Consider the following 23,200-nt stretch of genomic DNA (forward strand, 5'->3'; position numbering starts at 1 on the left):
CGCACCTGACGCTCAAGGACGCGAGCGTGCCCGTGAACGTGAACCTGCGCACCTACGCGGGCCCCGAAGCGCGCTTCTGCCCGGCCGCGGTGTACGAGTTCATGAAGAACGACGACGGCAGCGACCGCCTGCAGATCAACGCGCAGAACTGCGTGCACTGCAAGACCTGTGACATCAAGGACCCGACGCAGAACATCGTGTGGGTCACGCCCGAAGGCGGCGGCGGCCCGAACTATCCGAACATGTAAGCACCGACGGAAGATTTTCCGGGTTTTCCGGTGCGTGCCATCGATACGGCTTGTCGCAGGCGAGGCGTAGTGCGCCTTCCCTGCCATTTTTTACGTCCGCGAATACCAGTACATGCCATCGTCGCGCAGCTCGCGTTTCACCTCGCCGCGATATAGCAGGTAGTTCAGGCGCGCCAGGCTCTCGCCGGTTGCGAGGCTCACCTGCCCGAGATCGTCTTCGCCGATACGCCGCACGAACAGCGCACCGAACACATTCACGGTGCGGCGCAGTTCGGCGAGCGTGGCGCGCAGGCGCGCGAGGCTCTTGTCCTGCCCCTGGCGCAAACGCTCGATGCGCGCGTGCAACCCCGTAAAAGCAATCGTTATGCGAGGGGAGCACGAGCACGTCGTCGGGCACTTCGCGTTGCAGCTTGTCAAACGAGGTGTGCCACTGGGGCCATCGGGTCCGCGTCGGGCTCGATCGGATAGACCGGGACGTGTTACGAGATGCGTGGCAACCTCCTTTTGAAGGGGCAGAGCGCGTGACCCTGCGGCACAGCTCTGCGCTGCTGCACGCTTGTTTACTTTTGTTTCCGCTTGTTGCTTCTCGTTGCGGCCTGTTTCGCTTTGTTGCCGGATGACGACGCGCGATGGCGTAGCATCGCCACTCAACGTCGATATTTATTGCGCCGCAACAAAATGATGCCTACACTGATCAATGTCTGCCGGCTACCTCGACGCTTTCGCAAAGGAGGGCGTGACATGACGATTCGATCAAACACATTGCATGCATCTCTGAAGCTGCACGTCTTCGAACAGGAAGGAGGGTGGCATTGGGGTATCACCATCCCTCGCAGCGCGGGTAGCGGCTTCAAGCTCATCGCATACAGCGAAACGACCTTCAACGGCGAGAGCGAAGCGCTGCGCGATGGCAGCCGCGCGCTCGAAAATCTTCCGGAAAACGCCGCACTCGCGTTCGCACCCTGAAACGGCGCGCATCAACGACAAGCAGGTTCACGAAGTCTCTTTACGGCACATGCAGTAGATGAACTTCTGCGTGGCGCCCCCCGGCGTGTGATGCTCCTCGCGTTCCTGTTTGAGCAGCGTGAAGGGCGCGCCAAATTCGGCGTGCAACGCATCGGCGCTATAGCGCATGACGGGCAGCCCGCTGCAATGGTCGGGGCCGTCCTCGGCGAAAGTCGCCACGATCACGATGCCGCCCGGTTGCACGGCGCGCAGCACGGCGTTCACGTAGGCTTCCCGGTCTTCGTGGCTCGTCAGGAAATGAAACACGGCGCGGTCGTGCCAAACGTCGTAAGCCCGCACGGGCAGTTCGATTTGCGTGATGTCGCCCACGATCCACGAAACGCGGCTTGCGCGTTCGCCCACTCGCGTTTCCAGGCGCATGCGGGCGGCGGCGAGCGCGGCGTCGGAAAGGTCCAGCACCGTGACGTTGCGATAGTCGTCCGCCACGAGGTCGTCGACGAGCGTCGAGGCCCCGCCGCCCACGTCGATGATGGCCGCGTCCTTCGATAAACCTGCCTGACGAATGAGCGCCACCGACTGGAGCGCATGCTCCTGAAACCAGCTTACGTGGGTCGGCGTCTTTGTCGTATAGACGCGATTCCAGTGATCCCGCGACTGCATAAAACCTCCTGCCGCGTTACTCGCAAAGCTCGATGTCCGAAAGCGTCTACGCGCTCGCTTCCTTCGGCAGCGCGAGGACGCTCTCACATATTGTCACTGAAAATAGGTCTGCACGGCGCTCAGGACCCAGCGTGCGAGTCGCGCGGTCGATGTGAGGGAATCCGAGCCGAAGTGATGGCCGCCTGCGGCGCGTTTTTGCAGTGGAGAGTTTTTCGCTAAAATCATGCCATTGTGATAAGAAAAGTTATCTTATTGGCGTGGTTTTTTCAGACGCACTTGGAGCGCGTCGGGCGGTCGTGCCGAAAAGCGGGTGGCTTGCACGTCGCGGTTTTCGCGCAACTTGCGAGCGGATCAAGCACGCCGGAGTAAAGGCCGATTTTCCCGGCGCCCATTTTTGAAGGGTAGGGCGTGCGAAACCGGCGCCAGACCACACCTATCGCACGCCTTGCGCCTTACCCCAGCTTATTGGCCTGCTCCTCACGAACGACGTAACTCAGGACAACTGGTCCAGATGGATCCTCCGGAAGCGTCATGGCGACGATCGCGCCCATGAGGACGATGTCCGTGCCGAGATCACAAAATACGCAGACCGTGTGCTGGATTACGTCCGCCTTCGCCCTGGCATGACATTGGCCGACATTGGCACGGGTGATGGTCTGGTCGGGTTTCGCGCGATTGAACGGGCCGGCGCCTCGATCCGGGTGCTCATGACCGATATTTCGGCTCCGTTGCTACGGCACACGGAAGATCCCTTCTCTCCCTTGTTGCTCCGATGCCGGGCGGCGCAGTTCCCCGACACGGAGAAGGCGCGCTCGCTCCCCATCACGAATTATGGTGAGCGCGACCTCGTGCGCTTCGCGATCGACGCGGGCTTCACTGACATTCATCTGGAATTGCACATCGAAGTGCGAACAGAAGACAGCCTGCCTTGGGAAACGTTTCTTCGTACCTCGCCCCACCCGTTGGCGCCCAGCCTGGAAGAGGTGTTCGAAAAAGAATCTACCCGCGATGAGCGCGCGTATCTGGAAGTCAGGATGCGGGCGATTTTCGAAAGCGGAGCGCAACTCGGCGCTGAGCGCATCGCCTATCTGACGGCGAAGCGGCCGTAGCGATTGGACACGGACGCCTGCTTAAGGATTGCATAAGCGTTAACCCTGCAGAATGTGCCGCATGCCTGCCGCAACGCTACCGACGTGTGGCGTTTGCGTTCAGGTCCATGCTCGCGCATTCATGCTGCGCGGGATTGGCTCGAGGAGTCCATATTGTCCAGCCCGCAGTCTCGCGCGATGTATCCGCGCGTCTTTCACTTCAACATCCCGCATCGCGCGCGTGCCACGCTCGTCGCCGTTGTCTCGGGCACCGCACTGCTTGCCGGTTGCGCAAGCTACAAGGCGCAGCCATTGGCTACGGGTCCTTCGTTGACAACGCAGGATGCGCTCGCGCGGGTGCAGATCGATCCCGCGAAAATGCCGTTGCCCGAGCTTGCAGCGCATCGCTTCGATCCATCGAACGGCTTCGATATCGAGGACGTCGCGATGCTGGCCGTCGTCAACAATCCCGACCTGAAACTTGCCCGCGACGATCTCGGCATTGCGCAAGCGCAGGCGTTTTCGGCGGGACTCCTGCCGGATCCCCAAGTAAGCATCTCCAGCGACTATCCCGGCGCTGTTGGGTTGTCGCGCGCGTTCAGCTACGGCCTGAGCATGGACGTGATGGCGATTGTCACACGTGGCGCGAACACGAAGTCCGCCAACGCCACGGTTCGCAAGACCGACCTCGGTCTGCTCTGGCAGGAGTGGCAGGTTGTTGCGCAAGCGAAGCAACTGTATGTGAGAGCGCGCTTTCAGGATGAGGTGTTGCCGCTGCTCGAGCAGCAGACGGCGCTGGCCCGCATGCGTTATGAGCGCACCGCACACGCGGCAAGCGAGCACAACGTCACGGCGGACAGCGTCACCGCGTCGCTCACCGCCTACGAAGACGCCCGCAAGCAATACACCGACATGCAGCACGCGCGCGAGCAGACGCACCATGACCTCAATGCGCTGCTCGGCCTCGCGCCCGACACGACGCTCGCACTCACAGGCGACACGGCAGTCACGCCGATGCCCGATAGCACGCTCGACGCCGCCGTTGCGAAGCTGGCGCAGCGCCGTCCCGATCTGATCGCGCTGCAGGCAGGCTACGAGGCGCAGGAGCAGAAATACCGCGCCGCGATCCTCAACCAGTTCCCCAGTCTTTCGGTGGGCTTTACGCGCCAGCGCGACACTTCGGAGATCTACACGAGTGGCTTCGCGATCAACCTCACGCTGCCGGTCTTCAACCGCAATCGCGGCAATATCGCCATCGAGCAGGCCACGCGACGGCGTCTCGCTGACGAATACCAGATACGCCTGAACGCGGCTTACGCCGATATCGCCCACCTGCGTGCCGACAGCGCGATCGCCGCGCATCAACTCGATCAGGATGACGCTGCGCTGCCAGGGCTCGAGCGTGCCGCCGCGCAGGCGCACGACGCCTACGCGGCGCGCAACATCGTGCTCGGCCAGTACGTCGACGCGCAAAGCGCAGCGCTCGCGCGCCACATCGATGCCGCCACCGCGCGCGAAGCGCTAGCGGAGCAGCGCATTGGCCTCCAGGCGCTGCTCGGCAGCGCGATTCCCGATCCTGATCAGACTCAGCCCGCGCGAGGCGCCACTGCTGAAAGCGCGCCCTCCAATACCATCGTTGCACGTTGATCTCCATGACTGAGCACCGCTTTCTTTCCGGCACGCGCACGCGTGTCACCGTCTACGCACTCGGCGCGGCGGCCGCACTCGTCGCTGGTGCAACGCTTTTCGCACCGCATGCAGCGCGCGCCGATGACGCCGGCTCCTCGGGCAGCACGCCTGCGCCATCCGCCGCCGTGCAGGTCGTGCACGTGGTGCGCCAGCCGGTCGCCCAAACCGTCGTCGCGTATGGCGCGGTCGCGTCTGCGGCTTCGAACGCAACGACCATCAGCCTGCCGTATCTCGCACGCGTCATGCGCGTGCTCGTCCAGCCCGGCCAGACCGTCGCGCAGGGCGCCGCGCTCTTCGTTGTGCAAGCCGATCCGAACGCCGTGATCGCCTATACGCAGGCACAAAGCGCAGCGACGCTCGCACGCGGCGAACTCGCGCGCACCGGCTCGCTCTTTCACGACGGTCTCGCCACGCAATCGCAGCTCGCCGCGGCGCAAAAAGCGCTTGACGACGCACAGCAGGCGCTCGCTGCGCAACAAGCGACGGGTATTGCACCGGGTTCGAAAACGATCACGGCACCGGTGGCCGGCGTCATCGCGCAGCTTGCCGCGGTACCGGGCGACCGGATCCAGGCGGGCACGGCGCTCGCCCAACTCGTGGCATCCAACGGAGCAGCGGGCAATGCCGCGAACATTTCGCTGGGCGTCGAGCCCGCCGATGCGCTCGCGCTGCGCGCCGGAGATCGTGTCGTGCTGCGCCCGCTGTCCGCTTCGCTCGGGTCGCAGCGTGCGCAGGGGCGCATCGTGCTCGTCGGCGCAGCCATCGACGCGCAGAGCCAGCTCGTGAACGTGAGTGCGAGCGTGCCGCTCGCGGGCGCCGCCTTCCTGCCAGGAACGCGCGTGCGGGCCGACATCGACACGCAGACCGGCACGTGGTGGAACGTGCCGCGCGCCTCGGTACTCCAGGACGCGAAGGGCAGCTATGTGTTTCAAATCGCGCCGAACAACAAGGCGCACCGCGTCGACGTGAAGGTGAAAGTCGAGCATGGCGATACGTACGGCGTGGATGGCGCGCTCGACGCCTCGCGGCCGCTCGTCGTCGTCGGCAACTACGAACTCGAAGACGGCATGGCCGTGCGCGTAGCGCAAGGCGGCGCGCGATGACGTTTAGCCAGTGGATGCAGCGCCATCGACGTTCGCTGCTGTTCGTGATCGCGCTTGCTGCGCTTGCCGGTGCGCTCACCGCGTTGCGTCTGCCGATCTCGCTCTTTCCGAACGTTTCCTTTCCGCGCGCCGTGATTTCGCTCGACGCGGGCGACCGTCCGGCCGAACAGATGGCGACGCTCGTCACCATGCCGGTGGAAGAAGCGTTGCGGCGGGTGCCGAACGTGCGCGACGTGGAATCCCGCACGAGCCGGGGCGCGGCGGAAATCTCCCTGAATTTCGACTGGGGCACGGACATGGCGCAAGCCACGTTGCAAGCGCAGTCGGCCATCGCCGAGATCCTCGCGACGCTGCCGCCCGGCACCACCATGCAGGTGCGCCGGATGGACCCCACGGTGTTTCCGGTGCTCGCGTACAGCCTGACGTCGTCGCGCCTGTCGCTCTCGCAGCTCTACGACCTCGCCCAGTTCCAGTTGCGTCCGCTGCTTTCCTCCGTTGCGGGCGTGGCGCGCGTGGACGTGACGGGTGGGGCGCGCAACGAGCTCGAAGTTGCCGTCGATCCCGCGCGCCTCGCGACGTACAAGCTTTCGGTCGCCGATGTCTCGCGCGCGATCGGCGCGGGCAACGTGCTGATGGCCACCGGGCGCATCGAGGACCACGACAAGCTCTATCTCGTCGTGGCGAATTCGGCTTTCAGCGGGCTCGATACGCTGAAAAACGTGGTCGTCTCTTCCGCGGGCGCGACGCAGATCCGCCTGCGCGATGTGGCCACCGTTGCCCAGGGGACCGTGCCGCAATGGATCCGCGTGACCGCCGACGGTCAGGACGCGGTGCTGATCAACGTCTACCAGCAGCCCGGCGCGAACAGTGTGGCGATGGCGCAGGCGATACGCGCACGCCTGAAGGACTTTGGCCCGCAGATGCCGCACGGCGTGACGCTCTCGAACTGGTATGACCAGAGCGAACTCGTGATCGCCTCGGCCACCAGCGTGCGCGATGCGATCATGATCGGCGTGGTGCTCGCAGCGCTCACTCTTTTCGTATTTCTGCGCAACACGAAGATCACGCTCATCGCGGTGGCGCTCGTGCCCGTCGTAATGGCCGCGACCATTCTGCTGCTCGACGTGTTCGGCATGGGCTTCAACATCATGACGCTCGGCGGGATGGCGGCGGCGGTGGGCCTCGTGATCGACGATGCCATCGTGATGATCGAGCACATCGCGCGGCGTATGCGCGAAGCCGGCGCGCATGCGTTTCATGGCCGCGTGATGAGCGCGGCGCTCGAATTCACGCGACCGCTCGCCGGCTCTTCCGCGGCAACGCTCATCATCTTCGTGCCGCTGGCGTTTCTCTCGGGCGTAACGGGCGCGTTCTTCAAGGCGCTTTCCGTGACGATGGCGAGCGCACTCTTTATATCGTTCCTCGTCACGTGGCTCGCGATCCCGATTCTCTGTGATCGCTGGCTCACGGCGAAAGATGCGGAGGAGCATCGCGAAACGCGCTTCGCCGCATGGCTCAACCGCACCTATGCGCGGCTCGTCTCGCGCGTGAGCGCGCGGCCCCTGTGGGTGCTCGCGCTCGTGGTTCCGCTTGCGCTGCTTTCGGCGCTCGCGTTCACGCGCGTCGGGAGCGGCTTCATGCCGTCGATGGACGAGGGCGGTTTCGTGCTCGACTATCACACGCAGCCGGGCACGTCGATCACCGAAACCGATCGTCTGATGCAACAAATCGAAGCGATCATTCGCGCGAACCCGAATGTGGCGACGTATTCACGCCGCACCGGTGCCGGACTTGGCGGCGACCTGAACGAGCCGAACAAGGGGGACTTCTTTGTGCGCCTGAAGTCGGGTAGCCGCGAACCGATCGACACGGTGATGGAGGAGATCCGTTCGCAGATCGAAACAAACGTGCCGGGTGTGAGCGTCGAGCTTGCGCAGTTGATGGAGGACCTGATCGGCGACCTCACGGCGGTTCCGCAGCCCGTGCAGATCAAGATCTACTCGGACGACTCTCATGTGCTCGACACGACCGCCCAACGTGTGGCCGCACGCATCGGCAAGATCAGCGGCATCGTCGATGTGAACGACGGCATCAATCCTGCCGGCGACGCCATCGATCTGCGCATACGCCCCGACGCCGCCGCTGCCGAGGGCATGGACCCGCAGGCAATCGCGCAGCAGGTCTCGGACCTGCTGGACGGCAACTTGGCCACGCAGTTCCAGAACGGCCCGAAGACGGTCGGCGTGCGCGTGCGTGCGCAAGGCGCGCTGCAAATGACGGACACCGAACTCGCGCGCCTGCCGTTGCGCGCGCCGGATGGGCACGTGTTCGCGCTTTCACGCGTTGCCGACCCGGTGCACGTGAGCGGGCAACCCGAGATCAGTCGCGACAACCTCAAGCGCATGGTGGCGGTGACGGCGCGCATCGATGGGCGCGACCTCGGCTCGACGATCGCCGACGTGCAGCGCGCGCTTGCCGATCCCGCGCTCCTGCCGACGGGCGTCTACTACGAACTTGGCGGCTTGTACCAGCAACAGCAGATCGCCTTCAAGGGGCTGCTCGCGGTGTTCGGCGCGGCCGTGGCGCTGGTGTTCGGCCTGCTGCTATTCCTCTACGAGCGCTTTCGCGTGGCGCTCGCGGTGATGGCGATGCCGCTGCTCGCCACGGGCGCCGTTTTCATCGGGCTGTGGGTGACGGGCATTGAGCTCAACATCTCCGCGATGATGGGCATGACGATGATCGTCGGCATCGTGACGGAGGTCGCAATCTTCTACGTTTCCGAGTTCCAGGGGCTCGTACGCGACGAGGGCGTGCCGCTCGAGGAGGCGTTGCAGGCCGCGGGCCGCAATCGCCTGCGGCCCATCGCGATGACGACCATCGCAGCCATTCTCGCGCTGCTGCCGCTTGCCTTCGCGCTCGGCCAGGGTTCCGCAATGCAGCAACCGCTCGCCGTCGCAATCATCTCGGGCTTGATCGTGCAGATGCCGCTCGTGCTGCTGGTGCTGCCTGTGCTGCTGCGCCTCCTGCTGCGGATAAAAGGGGGGAGGTGAGTGGCGGCATAGGGAGCGCATTTGCAGACCTGGCGTTGCGAAGTCGTTTCCGCCGTATCGATTTCTCTTATCGGCGACCGGGTCTGCAAGCCGGTCTGCCAGCCCCCCACCGTGCACCGATGAATCGCGCCAAGCCTTGTCCAGCTTGGCGCCGCGCGGCTCATCGCGAGCCACGGACGTGCCTTGCGCGCGCGTTCTTGCCCACGGAACGCCTCTTGCCTGCCGTTAACCCGATGTAGTTTTCCGTTAGCCCCGTTTCTATCTTGGCGAAAAACATTTCGTGCAGTATGACAGGAGGAGACGGCGATGAGCGGCAATGCAAGCGTAGGTGAGGGCGGGTATCAAGGAACGAAAACGGCAATCGACGGCAAGCCAACGCTCGGCGCTATCTTGCGCGCCGGCATAGCCGGCGGCTTGACGGGCGCGGTGATCATCTGGATTTACGAGGCGCTCATCTGGGTCGGCGCCCAGCATCTCATGCCGCTTGCGGGTATTCCCCGCAACGCGACCGGCCTCGTGTTCGGCAAAGGCGTGCAGGACTCGCTCGGCATCTGGGCGTATTTCCTCGGGACTGCCATTCATTTCTTCTTCGCGATTGCGTGGGGCGTGCTGTTCGCCGCGGTCTGGCCGTATTTCCGCCGCCGTGGCTACGAGGCCACGTTCGTCGCGCTCTTTTACGCGATCCTGGCCTGGATCGTCATGCATGTGGCGATCAGCATCGCATCCGACAACCATCCGAATTACTACGACCCGGTCGTCATCATCGGCGGTTTCATGTCGCACTTTTGCTTCACCGTGCCGCTCGCACTCGTGGTCAAGCGCATGCTTGCGACCGACCGCGCACGCTGAAACCTTCACCTCAGCGCCGAACTATCAAGAAGTCAACAACTGGGGAAAGGGAAAGTGACGATGTCGCTAAATAGAGGATTCCTTAGCTTGTCGGTGGCCACTGCGGCTGTCATCGCCAGTACGCCGGCAATGGCGCAATCGTCGGTGACGCTCTATGGCGTGCTGGACGTGTTCGCCGGCTACCAGAACACGAAAGTCGACGGCAAGACCACGTCGCTCGCCGTGCTCGGCAATAACGGCTTGATGACGAGCCGTTGGGGCTTGCGCGGCACGGAGGACATAGGCGGCGGATACCGCGTGAACTTCGCGCTGGAGAGCGGCTTCGATCCGGGTACGGGCAAGTTGCAGAACAGCTATCGGTTCTTCGATCGCCAGGCGTGGGTCGGTGTGGGCGGTGGCTTCGGCGAGGTGCGCTTCGGCCGGCAGAACACGCCGATGTTCGCCTGGAGCGGCAATATGGACGCCTTCAGCGCGGCGACCTACGCCTCGGGCTACAACAATTTCGCGAACTGGCTGGCGCGCGTCGACAACGATATTGCGTGGATCTCGCCCAAGTTCGTGGGGACCCAGGTCGAACTGCATTATTCGGTGGGCGGCCAGCCGGGCACGCTCGCGGGCAACGCCGTGTATCAGGCCGGGGTGCAGACCACCCAGGGCCCGGTTTATCTCGCGCTTGCCTATTTGAATGCGGCGAATGCGACAGCGTCCAACCGTGTGCAGGAATTCATGGCGGGCGGCAATCTGGACTACGGGTGGGGGCGCATCTACGTTGGCTATTTCCGCGCCAACGACGTCATTTCCGCGACCACGGGCAATGCGCTCAGCAACCCGGCGGGAAAATACGATCCGACGGTCGGGCCGGTCGGCAATACGGCGGGCGACTGGCACAGCACGTATTCGCTTTCGGCCGACTACCGCTTCACGCCGTTCTTCAGCGTGGGTGCCGGCGCCGCCTACACCAAGGACAGCACGCATCTCGGCAACGACGCCCTGCAGTATGGGGCGATCGTCAACTACGATCTCTCGAAGGGCACGCGGCTTTACGGCACGGTTTCCGAATTGAAGAACTACGGCACCGCCCAGTTCAAAATGGCGGGCGCCAGCATTACGACGGGTTCGTTCCTGACGCCGGGACCGGGTCAGAGCGAATTCGGTGTGCAGGTCGGTATCCGGCATCTGTTCTAGCGTTTGAGCGAGCACAAGAAAGTCATGCTTAACGCATGAACCTCCACGCCATCACTTCGTAGCCATCGGACATTGGACTACGATCATGAATGCAAGGGCGACGTCGTCGCTATTTCGAATCCGTTCACGGCGGCTCACCGTGTATCGAAATATGCAAACCTTGCAGAGGAAGACGGACTCGCCGCGCGCCCGCTGACTGAAAGGAGGGCGCCCGGCGAGCCGGCACATTTCCGGTTGTCGATGGAGGAACCATGAAAGCACTGGTCTACAACGGTCCGGGCAAGTTCGCACTCGAAACGCGGCCAATGCCCGCGTTGCAAGGACCCGGCGACGCCGTCGTCAAGATCTCGAAGACGACGATCTGCGGCACCGATCTTCACATTCTCAAGGGCGACGTGCCGAGTTGCGAGCCGGGCCGCATTCTCGGCCATGAAGGCGTGGGCGTCGTTCACGAAATCGGCAGTGGCGTCTCGACGCTGAAAGTCGGTGATCACGTGCTCGTCTCGTGCATCTCGAGTTGCGGACAATGCGAGTACTGCCGGCGCGGCATGTATTCGCACTGCAAGACGGGCGGCTGGATTCTCGGTAATCGCATCGACGGCACGCAGGCCGAATACGTGCGTACGCCGCACGCGCAAACGAGCCTGTACCGGATTCCCGACGGCCTCGACGAGGCCGCGCTCGTGATGCTCTCGGACATCTTGCCGACGGGCTTCGAATGCGGCGTGCTCAACGGCAAGGTCGAGCCCGGCAGCACGGTGGCCATTGTGGGCTCCGGGCCGATCGGGCTGGCCGCGCTCCTGACCGCGCAGTTTTATTCACCCGCGCAGATCATCATGATCGATATGGACCCCAATCGTCTGGAATGCGCGAAGAAATTCGGCGCGACGGCGTGCATCGATCCGCGCACGGGCGATGCCGTGGATGCGGTGATGAAGCTCACGGATGGTGTGGGCGTGGATTGCGCGATGGAGGCCGTTGGCGTGCCTGCGACGTTTGAACTGTGCCAGCAGATCGTGGCGCCGGGCGGCGTAATTGCGAACATCGGCGTGCACGGCGTGCCGGCGTCGCTTTTCCTCGACAAGCTCTGGGACCGCAACGTGGCGATCACGACGCGTCTCGTCGACACGGTGAGCACACCCATGTTGCTCAAAACCGTGCGCGTCGGACGGATCGATCCGAACCGGCTGATCACGCATCGGTTTGCGTTCGACAACATGCCCAAGGCGTATGAGACGTTCTCGCAGGCGGCCAGCACGCAGGCGTTGAAGGTCATTGTCGAGATGTGATGCTTATCGATGTTTGCGAACATCGAAAAAAACTTCGATAATTTATCTTATGTTAAATAGGATAAATCCGCGGGGAGCGCCATCTGGCAAGTCTTCCCGCCCGTTGCCACCCTGGTCCCCATGGCCCGAAATCAACGAGACCGGTTGCTTGCGCCGCTCTTTCACTGAGCCTCCTCGAACGAAGGCCGCGCGGCAGCTGGCTCCAGTTCGATTCGCTTCGCACCGGGTTTCGGATGCAACGCGAATGTCGATGCGACGAACGACGGCGCCAGATTCCAGTGGTATGTCACTTCATGGCGCGGCCTCGAGGCCTGGGTCGTGTCGGTAACGACCAAATGGCACGGCAGCGGCCGCCGTCCCTGCTCGATCCACATTTCCCAGTCGGCGCCACGCTGCTGAAACGCGTAATGCGTGCACCAGCGCGTATCGAGTTTCTCGACGCCGAGCGCCTGCGCCGCCGTGATCGCCGTGTTGTCGTCCTTGCCGTTGCCCCAATAGAAAAGCTCCGCGAGCGGCGCTTCGATACGCCAAGTATTCGCGAGTTCGCGCACGAGACCATCTAGCGTCGGCGCCGCGTCATTGCGCGTGTAATAGCCTTTCTTTTCGTTGAAGGTCATGAACTCGCGGCCGTCATAGATCAGTCCGCGCACGTTGCCGTTGCCCGTGATGTCGGCGCGCAAACGGTCGGGCCGCTTGACCTTGAGCATCGTATGGCGCAGCAGCGCGGCGTTCTGGCCGTTGTCGAGCACGACGTCGGTCGACGTGTCCGCATCGACCTCGAACTTGCGCAACGTGCGCAGATAAGCGCCCATGGCATTGAGCGCGTCGAGCGCCTGCTGATCAACGGCTGGCTGCGCCGTGTTTGGGGCGGCGGCGCCCTTTTCGTTGTCGAGGTCGGTGAGCGGCGATGGCACATTCGATTGCGCCTGCGTGTACTCCCCGCTTTCCGGATGCGCACAGCCGGAGAGCGCGATAGCGGCGCAGAGCGACAAGGCGAGCTTGGCAGGAACGGCTCCGGAAAAGACTTTCTTCTTCAAGACGTCTCCTGACTGAGCATCCGTATAAAACGACGGGCTTGTAGCACACGGCATGCCCAACAGGCCGCTCACGGACGGCGAACCACGCGGCACAGCGACCGCAGACCGCCGGTCAGGCTGACGAGGATGAGGCCCTATGTAACGCGTACGCCGCCCCCTCCGTGCGCCTCCCACTCAGTAAAAGCCCTGGTCGGTTGGCTCAGCGCCTCGCAGTATCATCGAGCGATATTTTTAGAACGGTGTTCTGTTAGAGAGAACGCACACGCAAACGAAGCGTTCAGGAGAGTCCGATGTCCAGCTTGCCAATCGGAGCGACGCGCGCGTCGCTCCGGGACCATGCCGCCGCGCCCATCAGTGCGGCCGAGATCAACGCACGCATTGACCGCCTGCCGGCCACGCGCGCCATCTGGACGCTCGTACTTCTGCTTTCGCTGGGCGGCTGGTTCGAGTTCTACGATCTGTTCTTCACGGCCTATGTCGGGCCGGGCCTCGTGAAAAGCGGCCTCTACTCGACCACCACGGCTTCGTTCTTCGGCTTCTCGGGTCTCGGCGCATTCGTGGCGGCATCGTTCGCGGGGCTCTTCATCGGCACGTTCTGCCTGACCGGCCTCGCCGACCGCTATGGCCGCCGCACCCTGTTCACCGCGTCACTGCTTTGGTATTCGGTGGCGACCTGCATCATGGCGCTGCAAACGAGCGCGCCCGGCATCAACCTGTGGCGCCTCATCGCGGGCATAGGCGTGGGAGTCGAACTCGTTACCATCGACACCTACGTGAGCGAACTCGTGCCCAAGCACATGCGCGGCCGCGCGTTCGCGTTCGTGCACCTGGTGCAGTACACGGCCGTGCCAGCTGTCGCGTTGCTCGCGTGGTGGTTCGTGCCGCGCGCGCCGCTCGGCTTCGACGGCTGGCGCTGGGTCGTGATGTTCGGCGCGTTCGGCGCGCTCACTGCCTGGGCGATCCGCCGCCGCGTGCCCGAGAGCGCGCGCTGGCTCGCCCAGCGCGGCCGCACCGAGGAAGCCGCTCGCATTCTCGCGAGGCTCGAAGCGAAGATCGAGGCACAGCATGGGCATTTGCTGCCCGTGCCTGTCGAGGAATCGCCCAGCGCACAAACGCTTGCCAAGGCGCGCTTCGCCGAAATCTGGCAGCCGCCTTACCGCCGCCGCACGATCACGCTGCTCGTGTTCAATCTGTTTCAGGCCATCGGCTTCTATGGCTTCGCCTCGTGGGTGCCGACGCTGCTCGTTTCCAAGGGCGTCACGGTCACGCACAGCCTGCTCTACTCGTTCGTGATCGCCGCGTCGAATCCGTTCGGTCCGCTCCTCGGCATGGCGATTGCCGACCGCATCGAGCGCAAGACGCTCGTCGTGCTCTCCGCGCTCGCCATCGCCGTCTGCGGCACCCTGTTCGCCATGCAGACGTCGGCCGCGATGCTCATGTTCCTCGGTGTACTCATCACGCTTGGCGGCACGCTGCTCTCGGTCGGCTATCACGCGTACCAGGTCGAGCTGTTCCCCACTCGCATGCGCGCCACGGCAGTGGGTTTCGTTTATTCGATGTCGCGCCTCTCCGCGATGTTCTCGGGCTTCATGATCGCGTTCGCGCTGCGCCACTTCGGTGTGCAAGGCGTTTTCGCACTGATCACGGGCGCGATGATCGTGGTGATGGCGGCCATCGGCATCTTTGGGCCGCGCACGAAAAATCGCGCGCTCGACGACATCTCCCACTAATTTTTTCAATACGAGGCGGTAACCATGCTCCCGTTAGCCGGCGTGCGCGTCCTGGATCTGTCGAATGTGCTCGCGGGTCCGTTCTGCGCCTATCAACTCGCGCTCTTCGGCGCCGAAGTCACCAAGGTCGAGCATCCTGAAGGCGGCGACCTTGCGCGGCGCCTCGGGGCCGACAAGGACGCCGCGGCGCGCAATATGGGCGCGTCGTTCGTGGCCGTGAATGCGGGCAAGCGCTCGATCACGCTGAACCTGAAAGACCCGCGCGGCAAAGCCATCTTGCTCGATCTGGTGCGCCATGCCGACGTGCTCGTCGAGAACTTCCGGCCCGGCGTGATGGACCGCCTCGAACTCGGCTACGATCAGTTATCCAAAGTGAATCCGGCGCTGGTCTACTGTGCCATCTCCGGTTTCGGCGACGAAGGCGAGCTGTCGCGCCGTCCTGCGTACGACCAGATCATTCAGGGCATGTCCGGCGTGATGAGCGTGACGGGCGACGCGCACAGCGCGCCGCTGCGCGTGGGCTATCCCGTCTCCGATACGGTGGGCGGCCTCACCGCTGCGTTCGGGATTTGCGCGGCGCTCGTCGACGCGCGCACGAGCGGCCGCGGGCGGCGCCTCGACGTTTCGATGCTCGAAGCCACGCTCGCAACCATGGGCTGGGTCGTGTCGAATTATCTGAACGCCGGGGTCGAGCCCGCACCGATGGGCAACGAGAATTTTACGGCCGCACCCTCGGGCACGTTCCGCACCGGTGCGGGCCTGCTCAATATCGCCGCAAACGAAACGCGCCAGTTCGAAAGCCTGTGCGAGGTGATCGGCCGCCCCGACCTGCCGCGCGACGAGCGTTTTGCCGCGCGCCATTCGCGCAAGCAGTATCGCGAAGCGCTCAAGGCCGAGATCGAAACCGCGCTCGCCGCAGACAGCGCAGCCAACTGGGAAACACGCCTGCTCGAGCGCGGAGTGCCCGTGGGCCGCGTGCTCTCGGTGCCCGAAATCCTCGCGCATCCGCATCTCGCCGAACGGCGCTTCATCCGCCAGTTCGAACCGGCACAGGGCGAAGCCGCGCAACGCGTGACGCGCGCGGGCCTGCGGCTCGCCGATGCCGACGCCGCACCCGCCACGCCCGCCCCGACGCTCGGCGCCCACACGCGCGAAACGCTCGCACAACTCGGCTACGAAGCGGCCCAAATCGACGCCCTCCACCATGACGGAGTGATCTGACCATGCCGACGACGAACACGACCACGCCCGATCTCGCCGCCCTTTGCGCCGACTACTGGAGCACCTCGATCATCGACATCCATCCGGGCTCCATCAAGGTGCGCGGCTATCCGATCCAGGAGCTGATCGGCAACGTGAGTTTCCCGCAGATGATCTGGCTGATGCTGCGCGGCGAACTGCCCGGCGACGAAGAGGCCACGCTGCTCGAAGCGGCGCTCGTGGCCTCGGTCGATCACGGGCCACACGCGCCTTCGATCGCGATCTCGCGCATGGCCACGAGCTGCGGCTTGCCGATCAACGGCGCAATGGCCTCGGCGCTCAACGCACTCGACGACGTGCACGGCGGCGCCGGCCAGCAGGCGGTCGAACTCTATGCCGACATCGCCGCGCGCGTTGTGGCGGGCGCCTCATTCGAAGCCGCGGTCGAAGCCGGCGTGGACGAATACATCGCCGTGCACGGCAAGTATCTGCCGGGCTTCGGCCATCGCTTTCATCCGGTCGATCCGCGCGCCGGACGGCTGCTCGCACTCGTCGATGCACGTGTGGCGTCCGGCACGATCAAGGGCCGCTATGCGGCGATTGCGCGCGGCATCGAAGCCTTGCTGAAAAAGCGCAAGGACCGGCCCGTTCCGATGAACATCGACGGCGTAACAGCCGTTATCTACGCCGAACTGGGCTTTGCGCCCGAACTGGCGCGCGGCGTGTTCTGCCTCGCGCGCGCGGTGGGCATCCTCGCGCATGCGTGGGAGCAGCGCGGGCGCGGCGAGCGTAACAAGGGGCCCATGCCGCGCCAGATTCCGTATGCGTATACCGGCGCGCCGGAGCGACATCTGGAGCAGTCCTGATCAATGCGCCGTGAAAGCGACCGCGTGCAAACGGCGCCTTGCGCCTGCAGGGTTTGCGCTAGCCGCGCGTGGCTTCAGGCGTCCTGGCGTGCGCGCTCAGCGTGCGCACGTTGGGCGGCGCGCAGCGCGCGCGAGTCGCCGCCGAGCGTGTCGGTAGCACGTATCGCGCAATCGAACAGCGCGTCGAGATGGCGCTCGACGAACGCCCCGTCGATGCGCGAACTCGGCCCCGCGAGCGTGAGCACGCCGCGCAATGTATCGCGAACGCCGAACACGGGCATGGAAACGCCGGCGGTCTCGCGGTCGCGCTCACCGATCGAGATGCAGTAGAAGTCGTGGCGAATGCTCTCGAACGGCTCGCCCGGCTCGCCGCCGAATGCCAGCAGCGCGCGCCCGCCTGATCCGCTTTCGAGCGGCAGCACGTCGCCCTCGCGCACATGGTGGCGCACCACGTGATGGGAATCGACGCGATGCAGGCACACGCGCACCGCGTTGTCCCGCACGTAGAACGAAACGCTCTCCCCGCTCGCGGCGGCCAGATCGCGCATGAGCGGCAGCAGAATGTCGCCCATGTTGAGGCTGCGCTGATAGAGCGCGCCCAGCGCGAACGTGGCGGGGCCGAGCTGGTAGCGACCGTCGTCGAGGCGCAGCAGCAGGCGATGCTGAATCAGCGCGCCGGCCAGCCGCAGCAACGTGCTTTTATAAAGCCCCGTGCGCGCCGCGAGTTCGGCGAGCGTGAGCGCGCTGTCTCCGGGGCGAAACGCGAACAGGATGGCACACGCGCGGTCTATGACCGCGACGCCTTCTTCTTTCTTGACCGTACCAGCCGGGTCTTGCGCGGGCATGAATGGAAAACGTGGGGATTGGGAATGCGTTCGATTTTACGCGACTTGCCGCCTCCCGGGTGCCGCTCCCCACCCCTCTCCATCGCCTCCACCACTGTTGCTCGATGCACGCCACGCGCGCGTTACTTCGCCCGCACCACCGAATCGCGCATCGTCACGCTCACGGGGAACGTGCGCTCGATCGGCCACTGCGTGCCGTAGCACTGGTTGATGAGCCAGCGCACCGCATTGCGCGTGAGCTCCGCGGTGGGAATGTGTACCGAGGTCAACGCCGGCGCCATGTAGGCCGCCGAATAATCGTCGTCGTAGCCGATGACCGAAACGTCGTGGGGCACGCGCAATCCTGCCTGCTGCAGGCGCGCGAGCGCACTCATGGCCATCGTGTCGTTCGCGCAGAACAGCCCGGTGAAACGGTGTTTGCGTTCGAGAAGCGCCCCGGCCGCCACATAGCCGCCTTCGGGCGAGAAGTCCGAGACGATATGCGGCACGGTCCGGCGCTCGATGCCGTGACGCGCCAGCTCGGCGAAAAATCCATGCAGACGCGCCGCATTATCCGATGACGTGGACGGCCCGCCGATCACCGCAAGCTCGCGATGGCCGTGCTCGATGAGCGTGCGGGCAGCCATCTCGCCGCCGTGGAAGTGATCGGCGCAAAACGATGCTTCGGGTAACTGATCGAATGAGCGGTTCAGGAAGGCCATGCGCGGGTGCATGGCGTGCAGCATCTGCAGGTCGTCGTCGTACAGATCGTGGCTGATGACGACCACGCCGTCGCAATCGCGGCCAATCAGGAAGCGCACGGCCTCGATGGCCTGCTCGCGCGGCGAGGCTTCGCCGCAACCGGTGGCCACCACCACGTGTCGCCGCACGGCGCGCAGTTGCGTGTCGGTCTCCTTCAGGATAGTGCCGTAGTACGAGCCAAAAAACGTCGGTACGAAGATACCGATGATGCCGAGCGACTTCGTGGCCATCGCCCGGCCGATGGATGAAGGCCGGAAATTGAGCTGCTCGATCGCAGCCTGCACGCGCGCGGCCGCCTCCGCCGACACCGGACCGTTGCCCGATATCGCCCGCGAAGCCGTCGAAAGGCCCACGCCGGCCAGCGCCGCCACGTCTTTCAGGGTCGCCACGTTCCTGGTCTCTCTGTCTTTGTCGGTTCTGTGCATCAAATTCGTGCGCCGATTTCTTCGTCGAACAGCGAAACATGCGCACTGTCGATGGAGAACGGCACCGCCGCCCCACTCGCCAGCGGCGTCTTGTCCTGATCGATCGACGCGATCTGCCCGCCCTCATGCTCGATCCACAGGACACGATGATTGCCCATGGGCTCCACGAGCGTCAAGCGCCCTTCCCACGCCGCCTCGCGCGGGCGCACTGCACCGCCTGCGCGCACGTCTTCCGGACGCACGCCGAGCACGCAGGGGCGCGTCGGATCCGGCGTGCCCTTGAACGCGTATGCCGAAACATCCACGTCGAGGCCGGGCCCGCGAAAGCGCAGGCGGCCTTCGTCGGCTTCGAGCCTGCCGCGCAGCAGGTTCATCGGCGGCGCGCCGAGGAAGGTCGCGACGAACAGGTTCTCGGGGCGCGCGTAGACTTCGGCCGGCGTGCCGAACTGCTGGATCGCCCCGCCCTTCATCACCGCCATGCGCGTGGCGAGCGTCATCGCCTCGACCTGGTCGTGCGTCACGTAGATCATCGTCGCGCCGAGTTGCTGGTGCAACTGCTTGAGTTCGCGGCGCAATTCGGTGCGCAGCTTGGCGTCGAGATTCGAGAGCGGCTCGTCGAACAGGAACACGTCCGCCTCGCGCACGAGTGCGCGCCCGATCGCCACGCGCTGGCGCTGGCCGCCCGAGAGCTGCGCGGGTTTGCGCGAAAGCAGCGGCCCGAGCTGCAGCATGTCGGCGGCGCGCTTCACGCGGCGGTCGATCTCCGCCTTCGGCGTGCCATTGATACGGAGTGCGAACGAGAGATTGCGCTCCACGTTCATGGTCGGATAGAGCGCGTACGACTGGAACACGAGCGCCACGCCCCGATCCTTTGGGTCGGCCCATGTCATGTCCTCGCCGCCGATCTCGATACTGCCGTCGGTCACGTCGACGAGGCCCGCGATGCTGTGCAGCAAGGTGGATTTGCCGCAGCCCGAAGGGCCGAGCAGCACGACGAACTCGCCTGCGCGCACATCGAGATCGAGTTCGTCGATCACCGTGCTCGCGCCGAGGTCGATGCGCAGATTGCGTACGGAAACGTTCGTGAGATTGCCCATGCCCTGCTCCTAACCTTTCACCGCGCCCGAGGCGATGCCGCGCACGAACCAGCGCCCCGAAATGAAGTAGATCGCGAGCGGCACGGCCGACGTGAGGATCGTCGCGGCCATGTTGACGTTATAGATACGCTCGCCGGTCGTCGTGTTGATGATGTTGTTCAGTTGCACCGTCATCGGCAGGTTTTTCGTGCCCGCAAACACGAGGCCGAGAATGTAGTCGTTCCAGATGCCGGTGACCTGCATGATGATCGCCACGACAATGATCGGCACCGACATCGGCAGCATGAGCTGCACGAAGATGCGCCAGAACCCGCCGCCGTCGATGCGCGCGGCCTTGAACAGCTCCTCCGGCAAGGACGCATAGTAGTTGCGGAACAGGAGCGTCATCACCGGCATGCCGAAGATCGTGTGAATCACGACGATGCCGGGCAGCGAACTGAACAGATGCACGAAGGCCAGCACGCGCACGAGCGGGTACACCATCACCTGCACGGGAATGAAGGCGCCCGCGAGCAGAATGCCGAACAGCACGCCCGCTCCGCGTGGCCGCCAGAACGACAGCGCGTAGCCATTCACGGCGCCCACGGCAATGGAGAGGACCGTGCTCGGCACGACGATGCGCACCGAATTCCAGAAGCCCACGCGAATGCCGCCGCAGTCGAGCCCCGTGCACGCGGAGGCCCACGCGTCGCGCCACGGCGCGAGCGTCAAATGCACCGGCAGCGCGAGCAGATGGCCGAGGCGGATCTCTGTCATCGGCTTGACCGAAGTCACCAGCATCACATAGAGCGGCAGCAGGAAAAACACCGCCGCCGTGAACAGAAACGCATACACGCCGAGCCGCGCGGGCGTGAAGCGGCTGCGCGGCTTGCGCCGCTTTTGCGCTGCACGCGCTCGAGCGGGCGCAGGGCGCAGCGAATCGGCCAAAGGCGTGCTCATGCCCGGTCTCCCTTGAGCGCCGCGCGGCTGCGCGCGTAGAAGAATGGCGCAAGAATCGCGAGCACAGTGGCGAGCAGCACGATCGACGCTGCCGAAGCGAGCCCGATGTTCGCGCGATTGAACAGGTAATCCATGATGAATTTCGCGGGCACCTCGCTCGCCGTGCCGGGGCCGCCCTGGGTCATCGCGACCACGGCGTCGTAGAGCTTCACGACCATCACGAAGAGCAGCACGAATGCCGTGGAAAGCGAGGTCTTGAGCATCGGTACGACGATGCTCGCGTACACGCGCCAGCGCGGAATGCCGTCGAGGCGCGTAGCCTTCCATATTTCGTCGTCGATGCCGCGCAGGCCCGCGAGCATGAGCGCCATCACGAGGCCCGAGGCCTGCCACACGGTGGCGATCACGAGCGTGTAGATCGCAAAGCGCTGCGTGACGATCCAGTCAAAGCGCGCGTGCTCGAATCCCATGTGCCGCAGCACCGCCTGCACGCCGAGTTCGGGGTTGAGGATCCACTGCCAGACGAGGCCCGTTGCGACGAACGACATCGCATAGGGATAGAGAAACACCGTGCGCAGCGCACCTTCCGCCACGACGCGCTGATCGATGAAGATCGCGAGCAGCAGCCCGATCGCGAGGCACGCCGCGATGAAGCACGCGCCGTAGATCACGAGATTCTGCAGCGACAGGATCCAGCGGTCGTTCTGGAAGAGCCGCACGTACTGCGTCACGCCCGCGAAGGTGTTGGTGGGCAGCGAGCGCGAGAAGCTGAGCGAGACGCGCGCCGTCCACAGCATGGTGCCGAGATACGCGAACAGGACCGTCGCCGCCATCGGCGCGAGCGCGATCCAGGCGGCGAGCGAGAGCCGCCGCCGCGCGGGGCGCGCGCTGCGCGCTTGCCCCGCCTGGCGTTTGGCCGGGTGCAGCTTGGCGGCGTACATGGCTGCGCTCAGCTCTGGATTGCCGTGGCGAAGGCCTTCTGCGCGTCTTCGGCCGACTGGTTCTTGTTCCAGAAGTTCGTGATGACGTCCTGGAGCGCGCCCTGGACATCAGGCGGAATCAGCATTTCCGGATTCGGCAGTTGCCGCGACTTGTCCTTCATGATCGCCATGCCCTCCTTCGCGCAGATGTCGAAGCCCGAGGTGTCCACGTCCGGGCGAATCGGAATCGAGCCCTTCTTCTGGTTGAACACGACCTGCGCGGCAGGCGACGTCATCACCGTGGCGAGCAGTTGCTGCGCCTTGACCTGCTCGGGATTGTCGGTCTTCGGGAACACGAACACGTCGCCTGCGATCATGTACGGCGACTTCGGGAAACCGGGGAAGCATCCGAAATCCTTGCCCGCCACCTGGTTCGCGGCCGAAAACTCGCCCTTGGCCCAGTCGCCCATGATCTGCATGCCCGCCTTGCCGGAAATCACGAGCGCCGTAGCGTCGTTCCAGTTGCGGCCCGGCGAGCCCGGATCCACGTAATTATGCAACCGCTTGAAGGTCGTGAGCACGTTGCGGAACGCAGGCGAATTCACGGCATTCGCATCGCGGTCGCGGTAGACCTTCATGTAGAGATCGCGGTCCATGTCGGCGAAGATGGCGTCGAAGGTGATCTTCTCCTGCCATGCCTGACCGCCCAGCGCGAGCGGAATCAGGCCGGCCACCTTGAGCTTGTCGAGATCGGCGAAGAGTTCGTCGAAATTCTGCGGCTCGCTCTTGATCCCGGCCTTGGCGAACGCGGGCTTCGAATAGAAGAACCAGTCCTGCATGTGGATGTTCACGGGCGCGGCATAGTAGTGCCCTTTGACCTTGATCGCCGTGAGAATCGACTCAGGGAAGATGCCGCTCCAGTTCTCTTTCGTTGCGACCGCATCGACATTATTCAGGAGTCCCTGGTCGATGAGATCGTGAAACTGCTTGGACGTATTGAACTGCGCTGCGGTGGGCGGATCCCCGCCCACGATGCGGTTGATTGCCGTTGCACGCGCCTGATCCCCGCCGGCGATCGCGTTGTCGACCCACTTCCCACCCGCCTGATCGTAGGCAAGCGCAAACTGCTTGATCGCGGCCGACTCGCCGCCCGACGTCCACCAGTGAATCACGTTGGCCTTGAGCGGCTCCGCGGCGTGGGCCGCGAGCGCGCCGGCCAGCGCGAGAGCGGCGACGATGCCGCGCAGAACGGGTACGTTGTGCTTCATTGCGT

At 64.4% G+C, this 23,200-nt stretch carries 21 protein-coding genes; 12 read left to right on the top strand and 9 right to left on the bottom strand.

What is annotated here, in order from left to right; genetic code table 11:
* The coding region (locus M3I56_RS04005) for a 4Fe-4S dicluster domain-containing protein (protein ID WP_254352657.1) at positions 1–248 on the top strand (248 nt) is incomplete at its 5' end.
* Between the two features lie 90 nt (positions 249–338).
* Here the strand turns inward: M3I56_RS04005 and M3I56_RS04010 are convergent.
* Complete coding sequence (locus tag M3I56_RS04010; RefSeq protein WP_254352658.1) at positions 339–593, bottom strand: hypothetical protein; 255 nt, start codon at positions 591–593, stop codon at positions 339–341.
* Positions 594–989: 396 nt separating this feature from the next.
* Between M3I56_RS04010 and M3I56_RS04015 the strand changes: the two genes are divergently transcribed.
* Entirely contained in the window at positions 990–1,214 is a 225-nt protein-coding gene (locus tag M3I56_RS04015) for a hypothetical protein (protein ID WP_254352659.1), read from the top strand.
* A 27-nt stretch (positions 1,215–1,241) separates the two neighbouring features.
* On the opposite strand, the gene M3I56_RS04020 is transcribed toward M3I56_RS04015, so the two are convergent.
* Positions 1,242–1,874, bottom strand: a complete 633-nt coding sequence (locus M3I56_RS04020) for a class I SAM-dependent methyltransferase (protein WP_254352660.1) — start codon at positions 1,872–1,874, stop codon at positions 1,242–1,244.
* A 593-nt stretch (positions 1,875–2,467) separates the two neighbouring features.
* On the opposite strand from M3I56_RS04020, the gene M3I56_RS04025 reads away from it, so the two are divergent.
* The 7 genes from M3I56_RS04025 to M3I56_RS04055 all read left to right on the top strand — a co-directional run bounded on the left by M3I56_RS04025 (position 2,468) and on the right by M3I56_RS04055 (position 12,127).
* Positions 2,468–2,983, top strand: coding sequence for a class I SAM-dependent methyltransferase (locus tag M3I56_RS04025; protein ID WP_254352661.1), 516 nt, complete (start codon positions 2,468–2,470; stop codon positions 2,981–2,983).
* Positions 2,984–3,136: 153 nt separating this feature from the next.
* Entirely contained in the window at positions 3,137–4,609 is a 1,473-nt protein-coding gene (locus M3I56_RS04030; RefSeq protein WP_254352662.1) for a TolC family protein, read from the top strand.
* A 5-nt stretch (positions 4,610–4,614) separates the two neighbouring features.
* Positions 4,615–5,754, top strand: a complete 1,140-nt coding sequence (locus M3I56_RS04035) for an efflux RND transporter periplasmic adaptor subunit (protein ID WP_254352663.1) — start codon at positions 4,615–4,617, stop codon at positions 5,752–5,754.
* Positions 5,751–8,804 carry an efflux RND transporter permease subunit gene (locus tag M3I56_RS04040; RefSeq protein WP_254352664.1) on the top strand — a complete coding sequence of 1,018 codons (3,054 nt, stop codon included), beginning with the start codon at positions 5,751–5,753 and terminating at the stop codon, positions 8,802–8,804. The genes M3I56_RS04035 and M3I56_RS04040 overlap by 4 nt, the downstream gene beginning before the upstream one ends.
* Positions 8,805–9,110: 306 nt before the next feature.
* Entirely contained in the window at positions 9,111–9,653 is a 543-nt protein-coding gene (locus M3I56_RS04045; RefSeq protein ID WP_028207888.1) for a hypothetical protein, read from the top strand.
* Between the two features lie 93 nt (positions 9,654–9,746).
* Entirely contained in the window at positions 9,747–10,838 is a 1,092-nt protein-coding gene (locus tag M3I56_RS04050) for a porin (protein ID WP_254352940.1), read from the top strand.
* A gap of 251 nt (positions 10,839–11,089) precedes the next feature.
* A complete protein-coding gene (locus tag M3I56_RS04055) occupies positions 11,090–12,127 on the top strand; it encodes a zinc-dependent alcohol dehydrogenase family protein (protein WP_254352665.1) in 1,038 nt (345 codons plus the stop codon).
* A gap of 161 nt (positions 12,128–12,288) precedes the next feature.
* On the opposite strand, the gene M3I56_RS04060 is transcribed toward M3I56_RS04055, so the two are convergent.
* On the bottom strand, positions 12,289–13,164 hold the full coding sequence (locus tag M3I56_RS04060) for a DUF2092 domain-containing protein (protein WP_254352666.1): 876 nt from the start codon (positions 13,162–13,164) through the stop codon (positions 12,289–12,291).
* A gap of 290 nt (positions 13,165–13,454) precedes the next feature.
* On the opposite strand from M3I56_RS04060, the gene M3I56_RS04065 reads away from it, so the two are divergent.
* From M3I56_RS04065 to M3I56_RS04075, 3 genes are read left to right on the top strand one after another with little or no spacing between them, the layout of a single operon-like run.
* Positions 13,455–14,894: an MFS transporter gene (locus M3I56_RS04065; protein WP_254352667.1), complete on the top strand. Its 1,440-nt coding sequence runs from the start codon at positions 13,455–13,457 to the stop codon at positions 14,892–14,894.
* Positions 14,895–14,918: 24 nt separating this feature from the next.
* Positions 14,919–16,115: a CaiB/BaiF CoA-transferase family protein gene (locus M3I56_RS04070; RefSeq protein WP_254352668.1), complete on the top strand. Its 1,197-nt coding sequence runs from the start codon at positions 14,919–14,921 to the stop codon at positions 16,113–16,115.
* A gap of 2 nt (positions 16,116–16,117) precedes the next feature.
* Complete coding sequence (locus M3I56_RS04075; protein ID WP_254352669.1) at positions 16,118–16,960, top strand: citryl-CoA lyase; 843 nt, start codon at positions 16,118–16,120, stop codon at positions 16,958–16,960.
* Between the two features lie 74 nt (positions 16,961–17,034).
* Here the strand turns inward: M3I56_RS04075 and M3I56_RS04080 are convergent, their stop codons facing one another.
* The 6 genes from M3I56_RS04080 to M3I56_RS04105 all read right to left on the bottom strand — a co-directional run bounded on the left by M3I56_RS04080 (position 17,035) and on the right by M3I56_RS04105 (position 23,195).
* Positions 17,035–17,805: an IclR family transcriptional regulator gene (locus M3I56_RS04080; RefSeq protein WP_254352670.1), complete on the bottom strand. Its 771-nt coding sequence runs from the start codon at positions 17,803–17,805 to the stop codon at positions 17,035–17,037.
* Between the two features lie 122 nt (positions 17,806–17,927).
* Positions 17,928–18,935 carry a substrate-binding domain-containing protein gene (locus M3I56_RS04085; RefSeq protein WP_028207882.1) on the bottom strand — a complete coding sequence of 336 codons (1,008 nt, stop codon included), beginning with the start codon at positions 18,933–18,935 and terminating at the stop codon, positions 17,928–17,930.
* A 35-nt stretch (positions 18,936–18,970) separates the two neighbouring features.
* On the bottom strand, positions 18,971–20,068 hold the full coding sequence (locus tag M3I56_RS04090) for an ABC transporter ATP-binding protein (RefSeq protein ID WP_254352671.1): 1,098 nt from the start codon (positions 20,066–20,068) through the stop codon (positions 18,971–18,973).
* A 9-nt stretch (positions 20,069–20,077) separates the two neighbouring features.
* The gene (locus M3I56_RS04095) at positions 20,078–21,007 is read right to left on the bottom strand and encodes a carbohydrate ABC transporter permease (protein WP_254352672.1); all 930 of its coding nucleotides are present in this window, start codon (positions 21,005–21,007) and stop codon (positions 20,078–20,080) included.
* A complete protein-coding gene (locus M3I56_RS04100) occupies positions 21,004–21,948 on the bottom strand; it encodes a carbohydrate ABC transporter permease (protein ID WP_254352673.1) in 945 nt (314 codons plus the stop codon). Before M3I56_RS04100 ends, M3I56_RS04095 begins: the two co-directional genes overlap by 4 nt.
* Before the next feature lie 8 nt (positions 21,949–21,956).
* Entirely contained in the window at positions 21,957–23,195 is a 1,239-nt protein-coding gene (locus tag M3I56_RS04105) for an ABC transporter substrate-binding protein (protein WP_254352674.1), read from the bottom strand.
* Between the last annotated feature and the right edge of the window lie 5 nt (positions 23,196–23,200).

This window comes from Paraburkholderia sp. CNPSo 3281 (assembly GCF_024206515.1).
In the GTDB taxonomy this organism is placed as follows: Bacteria; Pseudomonadota; Gammaproteobacteria; order Burkholderiales; family Burkholderiaceae; genus Paraburkholderia; species Paraburkholderia nodosa.